The following is a 3133-nucleotide window of genomic DNA, read 5'->3' on the forward strand; positions in this document are numbered from 1 at the left end:
TATTTAAATGTTGTAAAAGCATTTTTAGTGAACTTACAACAAAACCCTCCCAATTTGCATAAATCATAGGTACGCACATACGCCCCCATAATATACTTTCTACCTGATGAGGGTTGACTCTAAATTTTGCAAATTCCCCATCCCTCCAGGCATTTGTCTCATTGATCTCTTCTACTAAACTATGCACTCCTGAAAATCTCCAATGCACGATTCATACGGTTACGGATACGTGTAGTTGAAAATGCTAAAACACTTATACCTTGGTATGCCTCATCAGTTAAAAGGGTGCTAATCGATCTTAAAATTTTATCCTCATTACCACTAATGGTGTCATATACTTTTGGTAAAGCGTAAGACATTGAGTCAAATAAATGAAGTGCAAATGGACCTTTGGGTCTAAACAGCTCCCTACCGTTATTTATTACTAGAAAATCGATTAAATCAATAAGGGATTTTTTTTCAGCATCTAAATCGAAGGCGAACTCTCCTTTCGAAACAACTCGCATGAAATCTGAAAGGAAATTCGGTATAGTTGTCTTGAAATCATCATTGAAATGTTTAAATGCAAAATAGCGTAAAACAAGTTCCTCTAAAAACATTTCTTCTTTTTTTGTTGGTGAGGGACTTATTAAATTAATAAAATTAGGCATCGCAGCCACATCACGTAAAATTTGATTTAGATCTACAGGGTAAGATCTAAATATACAGTTTCTTATTTCTTGGTCAGAAAGTGGGCTTGCGCCAGTATTGAGTCTGTTAAAAAGTTCATAACGAATATCCTCATTGCTATCCCATCTGACTATTTCTACACGACACACAGCTCTCTTAATTGTGGTTTTTAATCTTATAGGTAAGTCATTGATTTTTATGTTTACTAACTCAGAGACTATTTCACCTTCACAGAGTTGAAGGTTATTTTTTTCAGGAAAGCTAGAAAGTATCCCAAAAAATGAAAAAATTGTAGATATGCGTTGAAGCCCGTCAACAACTTCCCATTTACCTTTGTCATCTTCGGCTACGAAAATTGGAGGGATCGGAATTCCTAATAATACTGATTCAATAAATCTTGTTTGTTGAAAATTAGACCATCGGAATGCTCTTTGGTATTCAGGGGTGATGAATAAATCACCATCCTCGTACATATTCATCAGTTCACCAAAAGACATATCTAAGCGATCTGCTTTTAGCGAATTTCTTTTCTTGGTTATAACTTCTTCAATATCAACCATGGCTGCTCCGTCAAATCACTAACAATTAGGAAAATAATGATTTATAAAAATACTGATTTTACCCCTCATTATTACAGGTTAGGCAGGGCAGAAACAATACTTGTGAACAGATTAAATTTGATGCTTATTGGTGTGTTTTTTGCTAACGTGTTGATTGTATTGTAAATTAACATATTTGCTATCCTGAATGATCTAAAAATCAAGCTGATGAATGATAAGTTTAACGTTCGTTCCACTCGCTGAGACATTTGGAATACCTGTTATGGCTTCGATGTGGGCTTTGTGTGTCATTAAATATTTCACTTTGTTGTGATAAATTCAGGTCTTCCAATATCAGTAAATTTTTTATATCAGAGCTTTGAAAGTGGAGCAATAAAATTTTCCTTCTTCTCGCAATCTCTGACAATACTGCTTTAGTCAATTTAAAGAGTTAACTGCCTTGGCAGTCTATATTTTCAACCTCTGTCGGGATAAGTTGGTATACTACCAACGCAGTGGGGCGCTTTGTTCTGTCAATAGAACTTTGTCTATATCGTCTAAGTTTCTTCTGCACTGTTAAAACGATTGTAGTTATCACTTAGTGCTGCAGGCATTCGATGACATCTGAGTTTATTTTGTAAATATTCCTACTCACTGACCTATTATTCATAATAACGCCTTTATTATTTTTAATGATGTTGCACGAAAGTTAAAAATGGCTGTCTGGTGTTGCCTTACTGAATTACTATAAAACAAGCTTCGATTGCACAAGAATTGATTGGATGCATGAGAGCTATTCAAGCCCCCATGCTGATATCAACAATTTGTTAAATCTAACTCTTCAACGGCTGTATATATACCAGTTATATCTTTCCATTTTATTCTAAACTGATTTCTCTTTTTAACAGTAGCCTTTTTATCTGTGTATTTAATATTGATGCCGGGATCATAATAGATAGTCGAAGCAGCTAATGCAGAGAAAAACTTTTCAAATTCTGCACCTGTTGCTAGTGTTACTGAAGGTCCATAACGATAATATCTTTCAGAATCAGAGTCTTGATATTCATAAGATACAAAACACGTTTTTGCATGTTTTCTTTTCCAGTGGTTTAGTAATTTTTCAAAGCTCCATCCAGCAACTAGCTCTCCTGAACGATCCCTGAGAAATAATCCCCCATTCATGTCTATGATTTTGTTTTTGATTAAGTCATAACCTTCGAGATTTAATGATAAGCCTGTTTTATTATTTGTATCTCCAATTTTATGTATACTGGCAAAGTCAACCCGATCTTCTCTTTTACTGGATGCATAATTATGCATGAATGAATGGATATCTTCAATATATTTCCCTGTATTAGGTTCAGGAGTCATTAATGTTACTACAGAACCAGAGTGTGCTTTTAATTCCCAGTCTAAAAAATCCGGTTCAGATTTACCGTTAGGTATTATTCCGAAGAAACTTTCAAGAGTAAATCCAGCACCGTTTTTAGCTTTGTAATCTATAACATTCCCTGTTTTATCTAATCTTCTTGATTTTATATATCCGTATTCATGAATTTCTTTTAGTTTTTCTATAAGAACTGTTTTGCTTTTCTGAATTAAGGAAGGGACTTCATAAAAGACGGAAAAAACAATTGATAACTCTTTTCTTTCTATTGCGCTTTTTATTTCTAATGATACATTATCGTCCCATGCACTCATATATGTTAAAACATGGTTATTACATACACCAATGATAAGATATCGATGCATGTTTTTTCTAAGTTCTCTCTCCTGCTTTGTCGGTGGCCGCATAAGATGAGATGGTGAAAGTTTACATTTTTTCAGTGTCCCTGAAAGCCTAACTTCCGGGTATTGTGGATATAAAATTATTTGTGAACCAGGTGCAACTTCCTTATTCCCATCAGGAGTGATCCAAAATAAAT

The 3133-nt window shown here is 34.3% G+C and carries 3 protein-coding genes; all 3 read right to left on the reverse strand.

The features are described from left to right. A partial coding sequence (locus tag J5224_RS24385; protein ID WP_264627810.1) for a hypothetical protein occupies positions 1 to 187 on the reverse strand: 187 nt, incomplete at its 3' end. Further along, positions 180 to 1229: a DUF262 domain-containing protein gene (locus J5224_RS24390; RefSeq protein WP_264627811.1), complete on the reverse strand. Its 1050-nt coding sequence runs from the start codon at positions 1227 to 1229 to the stop codon at positions 180 to 182. The genes J5224_RS24390 and J5224_RS24385, both read right to left, overlap by 8 nt. A 795-nt stretch (positions 1230 to 2024) precedes the next feature. Then, positions 2025 to 3133: MvaI/BcnI restriction endonuclease family protein (locus J5224_RS24395; RefSeq protein WP_264627812.1), on the reverse strand; the 1109-nt coding region annotated here is incomplete at its 5' end.

The sequence above is a fragment of the Candidatus Symbiopectobacterium sp. NZEC135 genome, from assembly GCF_025962695.1.

Excerpts from the sequence above, each read along its gene's own strand:
- J5224_RS24390 (WP_264627811.1), bottom strand. The coding sequence starts at position 1,229 with ATGGTTGATATTGAAGAAGTTATAACCAAGAAAAGAAATTCGCTAAAA.